This window comes from Campylobacter sp., assembly GCF_017646085.1.
Lineage (GTDB): Bacteria > Campylobacterota > Campylobacteria > Campylobacterales > Campylobacteraceae > Campylobacter.
This window is the reverse complement of record NZ_JAGCNF010000069.1, coordinates 1-5,178: the sequence shown is the minus strand read 5'-3', so window position 1 is coordinate 5,178 and position 5,178 is coordinate 1. Positions and strand designations below refer to the sequence as shown.

Annotated in this window: 5 protein-coding genes and 2 pseudogenes; 6 read left to right on the top strand and 1 reads right to left on the bottom strand. The window is 30.9% G+C overall.

Going from position 1 to position 5,178, the window contains the following annotated elements; all coding sequences use genetic code 11:
* The 4 genes and pseudogenes from J6V67_RS03740 to J6V67_RS03725 form a co-directional block, all read left to right on the top strand.
* A pseudogene (locus tag J6V67_RS03740) lies at positions 1–721 on the top strand (hypothetical protein); the annotation flags it as partial.
* A complete protein-coding gene (locus J6V67_RS03735; RefSeq protein ID WP_291858950.1) occupies positions 718–1,440 on the top strand; it encodes a glycosyltransferase family 2 protein in 723 nt (240 codons plus the stop codon). The pseudogene J6V67_RS03740 and the gene J6V67_RS03735, both read left to right, overlap by 4 nt.
* Positions 1,433–2,389, top strand: a complete 957-nt coding sequence (locus tag J6V67_RS03730; protein WP_291858946.1) for a hypothetical protein — start codon at positions 1,433–1,435, stop codon at positions 2,387–2,389. The genes J6V67_RS03735 and J6V67_RS03730 overlap by 8 nt, the downstream gene beginning before the upstream one ends.
* Positions 2,370–2,765, top strand: coding sequence for a thioesterase family protein (locus J6V67_RS03725; RefSeq protein WP_291858943.1), 396 nt, complete (start codon positions 2,370–2,372; stop codon positions 2,763–2,765). The genes J6V67_RS03730 and J6V67_RS03725 overlap by 20 nt, the downstream gene beginning before the upstream one ends.
* 98 nt (positions 2,766–2,863) lie before the next feature.
* Here J6V67_RS03725 and J6V67_RS03720 read toward each other — a convergent pair whose 3' ends face one another.
* Positions 2,864–3,853, bottom strand: a complete 990-nt coding sequence (locus J6V67_RS03720; protein ID WP_291858941.1) for a 2-oxoglutarate and iron-dependent oxygenase domain-containing protein — start codon at positions 3,851–3,853, stop codon at positions 2,864–2,866.
* Positions 3,854–3,983: 130 nt separating this feature from the next.
* On the opposite strand from J6V67_RS03720, the pseudogene J6V67_RS07820 reads away from it, so the two are divergent.
* A pseudogene (locus tag J6V67_RS07820) lies at positions 3,984–4,679 on the top strand (methyl-accepting chemotaxis protein); the annotation flags it as partial.
* Positions 4,659–5,108 carry a CZB domain-containing protein gene (locus tag J6V67_RS03710; RefSeq protein ID WP_291858953.1) on the top strand — a complete coding sequence of 150 codons (450 nt, stop codon included), beginning with the start codon at positions 4,659–4,661 and terminating at the stop codon, positions 5,106–5,108. The pseudogene J6V67_RS07820 and the gene J6V67_RS03710, both read left to right, overlap by 21 nt.
* The last annotated feature ends 70 nt before the right edge of the window (positions 5,109–5,178 follow it).

The window sequence follows — 5,178 nt, the reverse complement described above, 5'->3', positions numbered from 1 at the left end:
TGGATTTATATCTAATGATTGCGCAGAATTTAACAAAGATAGCTTTAAAATTATTGGTAGATATGATAGAATAATCAAACTTCACGACCGCAGAGTAAGCCTAGATGGTATAGAAAATCTAATCAAACAAAGCCCTCTTATAAATACTGTAGCCATAGCCCAAGATGATAGATACAAGCGTTTAGCAGCTATTTTAGTTTTAAGTGATGAGGGTAAAAAACTCTATAAAGCTAAAGGTAAAAAAGCTATAGTAGATGAGATAAGCTCTATAGTTAAAAACAAATATGGCAATAAGCTTAGATATTTTTATATACGCTCAAGCCTTCCTATAAATAATCAAGGCAAAATACCTAAAAGCGACTTTCTAGCCTCTATAAATAAGCAGATAAAACCTAAATTTAACTTAATTTCAAAAGAGTCAGATTTGCTAAAAGCTAGCGCATACATAGATGAAGGGTGTTTTTATTTTAACGGTCACTTTTTAAATTTCCCTCTTGTTCCTGGGTTTGTTCAGTTAGGATTTGTATTTGATGTTATTAAAGAGTATTTACAAATCCATAGCGAGTCTATTGCACAAGTAGAGAGTATTAAATTTACAAATTTTCTACGTCCATGCGATATGGCAAACTTAGAGATTAAAATAACTCCAAATAAACTATATTTTACACTATTTGCTAATGATAAAGAGTGCGCAAATGGTAGGTTAAAGATCGCCCAATGAATATGAAATTTGCATTTTTAATCCCATATTACAATCATCCTGATACAATTGCTAGCTTATGCAATTATTTAAAGCGTTATAATATTGATATTATAATAGTAGATGATGGCTCAGATCAAAATGCTAAAAACGCTCTAAAAAACTTAAATGCTCAGATTTTAACACGAACACAAAATGGCGGTAAAGGTGCAGCTATTAAAAGTGGATTAACTCTAGCTAATGAGCAAAATTATACCCATATATTTCAAATTGATGCTGATATGCAGCACGAACTAGGCAAGATTGATGAAATTTTAAATTTGTCAAAATCAAATCCAAACTCAATAATTTGTGCAAATCCAATATATGGAATGGATGCTCCAAAATCTAGACTATATGGTAGAAAAATAACTAGTTTTTGGGTATATATTAACACTTTAGGTGGCGATATAAAAGATACAATGTGCGGAATGAGAATCTATCCATTAAAGCTAATATATCCACTGCTTATAAAATGTAAAAGTAATAGAATGGATTTTGATATAGATATCTTACTCTTAGCATATAAGGCTGGGATTTGCTTTAAATGGTGTGATGTATTGGTCAAATATGATGGAGGGATATCTCATTTTAAAGCTTTAAGAGATAATTTGTTAATTAGTAAAATGCATGCTAAGCACTTTTTTAGCCTGCCTAAATTTGCATTCGATAAATATTTTAAAAAGGGCAAAAATGGCTAAAAACTGGTGGCAAAGAAAAGAAAAAGCTGGATATTTTTGGCTAAATTTAACTATAAATTTAGTAAATTTACTACCAAGATTTTTGCTTAAAATATCTATATTTTTTGTAACTCTTATATACTTTTTAATATCCAAAGATGAGAGGGAAAATTTAAGAGAGTTTTATGCTCAAATAGCAAAATTTAGCAATAAAAAACATGATAATTTTATCAAAGAAAACTATAAAATCTATCGTAATTTTTATGAATTTGGTATTGCAATTTGTGATAAAATCGCCGTTTGGAAGGATAAAATCAAATATAGCGACCTTGATATAGTAAATATAGATACGCTAAATAGCGAACTAAGAAGTGGATTAAGAGGTTCAATTTTGCTTGTTAGTCATTATGGAAATATTGAGATTGCTCGTGCCTTATCAAATTCATTCTCAAAACTAACAATTGTCATTTTAGCCTACAAAAGTAATTCTAGCAATTTTATGGAAATGATAAATAAGATTAGCAAAAATAAGCTAAAAATTTTATTTATCGATACGCTTGACTTTAGCACCATTATTGAACTAGAAAAGATAGTAGAAAGTGGTGGACATATAGGAATTATGGGTGATAGAGTAGCTTTAGCAAATGATAAAAATATCAAACTTGATTTTTTAGGAAAGAGTTGTTGTTTTCCTATGGGGGCGTATTTAATAGCTGGAATTTTAAAGACTAGAATCAATCTATTATGGTGCGAGCGTATAGGTAATAAATACAAAGTTGAGCTAGAGACTATCAGCCGCACCGATGAAAATCCAGATGGAGTAGTAAATTTAGGTAAAGATAAAATATCAAACACGACAAAGCTAATGCAATTATATATAAATTCACTCCAAAAAAGAGTTATAAAAAATCCGCAATTGTGGTTTAATTTTTACGATTATTGGAATCAAGATGTTAAAACGAAGATATGAATTTAAAGCTGAATTTTTTGATGCTGACCCTATGGGTGTAATGTGGCATGGAAACTATGTAAAATATCTAGAAATGGATCGTTGCAGGCTACTTGATGAGCTAAATTTTAACTATATTAAAATGCAAAATAGAGGCTTTGCCCTACCAATTATCAAGATGGATTTAAAGTATATAAATCCTATATATTTTAATGATGATTTTATAGTGGAGATTAGGCGTGTTGAGTGTGATATTACTTTAAAATTTAACTATATCCTACTATCTAAAGATAACCAAATAATAGTCAAGGCTAGTACCACGCAAGTAGCAGTAACACTAAATAAAGAGACATTATATGCTATTCCAGATGAGTTAAAATTTGCATTAAATCAATAAATTTATTCAAAATTAATATATACATATCGTTCGATAAATCTAGATCTACTTAAAGCATATCCAAATCAGATATGCTTTAAAGTTTAATCAATCTAAATTTAAAAACTAAACCTATCAATTAGATCACTATGATGCTTTTTAGCCACATCTGGATGCGATCTAACCATCCTTTTAAAATAATTTTCTGCAACATTTCTAAGCAGTGGATTTTTAGGATCAGTATCTACTCCAGTACTCTCACGCTTTAAATGCTCTGGTAGCTCTAAAATCGGTATATCTTTATCAAGCTGAACACCTAAAAAATATGCAGTAGAAAACCTCTCATTAGGCGTCAAATTTACTCTATGAATAGTAGCTTTTAAATATCCATTTGTCGCAAGTTCTAAAAACTCACCAATATTTACTACCACAGAACCCTCCATTGGCGGCACATCAATCCACTCACCATTTAACAAGCCTTGCAATCCTGACTCATTATCTTGTAAAACAAATGTTATTAACCCGCCATCTTTATGCGATCCAACACCTTGAGTATTACCATCAAAAGCTGGCGGATAGCGTAATAATTTAGCATGAGCATATGAATTTTCTCCATAAAGCTTATCAAAAGAGTCTTGTGGCAACTCAAGAGCAATAGCAAAACCTTTTAAAAGCTTCAAAGTCGCCGCACTTGTTTGTTCAAACCACTCATTAAAAACAGTTCTAAGCTCTGGAATCTCTTTAGGAAACAAATTTGGGCCTTGAATTCTCATCCAAATAGGAGAGCTTATATCCCAATTTAAAGCCTCTTTATCACTGCCAGCATCAAGTTGTTCTCGATAATCCATTCCGCCAGCTGTATACTCACCGCCCTCTTTTGAATAGCCACGAAATTGCGCAGAATTAAGCATTGAAATTTGCTCTTTTTGTTCTAAACTAAGAGCAAAAAACTCTCTACTAAGCCTTTGAAGCTCTTTACAAAGATCTAAATCAATACCATGATTTATCAAATAACATGTTCCAAAAGTAGTAAATGCTGCCTTTAAATCAGCTATAAATTTATCCTGATTACTATCTAGCTCACTTAGGTCAAGTACTGGTATTTCCATGCTTTTCTCCTTAGTTTAAATTTAAAACTTTGATTTTATCATATCTTTCATAATAAAATAGAATATATTAACCAAATTTATGTAAAATTAATTCATAATTTATTAAGAAAAAACATAAAAAAGGATAAAAATGTTCAAATTCTTCACTAAAAAAAGCGCTACTACCCCCCCCATATCTTTAAACGATGAGCTTGAGCGACTACGAATACAAAATCAAGAACTCTTAAAAACCAATAAAGAGTTAAAAGAGCAGATAAAAGCACTCCAAGAAAACCCAAAATCTAACTACTATGAAGCATTTCATAATATTACAATGAGTATGACAAATAGCTGCGTATCAAATTTAAATCTACTTCAAAGCGAATTTAACGACTCTATTACATTGTTAAATGATACCCAAGAGCTATCAGCTAAAAATCAAAAAAATACTATAAAAATTCAAGATATGCTCCTAGAGGGACTAAGCCATATGGAGGATAGATTGCAAGATTTTCATGAGACAGTAGAACAAGTACAAAAAGATTTTGTCTCTATCTCTGGTGTAATTTCACTAATCATTGATATATCTGATCAAATAAATTTACTAGCATTAAATGCCGCTATTGAGGCGGCTCGTGCTGGTGAGCATGGTAGAGGATTTGCCGTAGTAGCTGATGAGGTTAGAAATTTAGCTGAGCGAACTCAAAAAGCTACAAAAGAGATCGAGATGAATATGGCAATAGTTCAACAAAATTTTGCTAAAATGCAATCTGCTACTGATGATGTAGTAGAACATATGCGCTCTTTGGCTAGTCGTAATGAGACAATGGATGATGTTCATGAGCTATCAAATACAATAAATTTTAACTCTCAAAAGGCGCTATCTACGATATTTATCAGCCTAGTAAAGCTTGATCACCTGCTATTTAAAGTTAAGGGTTATAAAGCAATTTTTGATAAAAATATGAATGAGAAATTTAGCGACCATCATAATTGTCGCTTGGGTAAATGGTATGAATCAGGCCGTGGCAAAGAGCTATTTAGCCACTATCCAAACTATGTCAAACTCGAACCAGTCCACAAAGATGTACATGATAATATTACCTATGCCTACAAAGAGATGGTAAAATGCAATGAAACAAGCCAATGTCTAGATCAAATTTACAAATACTTACAACTAGCTGAGAATGCAAGTGAATCAGTTACAAAGATTCTAAATTCACTCACAAATGACGGAATCTTGGATCTAGAAAAAATATTTCATAAACATAACTAAATCTTATAAATATAAATTCAACTTAATAAATTAAAATATGAATTTATATTATATTTACTTATAATATATA

Excerpts from the sequence above, each read along its gene's own strand:
- J6V67_RS03735 (WP_291858950.1), top strand. The coding sequence starts at position 718 with ATGAATATGAAATTTGCATTTTTAATCCCATATTACAATCATCCTGAT.
- J6V67_RS03730 (WP_291858946.1), top strand. The coding sequence starts at position 1,433 with ATGGCTAAAAACTGGTGGCAAAGAAAAGAAAAAGCTGGATATTTTTGG.
- J6V67_RS03725 (WP_291858943.1), top strand. The coding sequence starts at position 2,370 with ATGTTAAAACGAAGATATGAATTTAAAGCTGAATTTTTTGATGCTGAC.
- J6V67_RS03720 (WP_291858941.1), bottom strand. The coding sequence starts at position 3,853 with ATGGAAATACCAGTACTTGACCTAAGTGAGCTAGATAGTAATCAGGAT.
- J6V67_RS03710 (WP_291858953.1), top strand. The coding sequence starts at position 4,659 with ATGGATGATGTTCATGAGCTATCAAATACAATAAATTTTAACTCTCAA.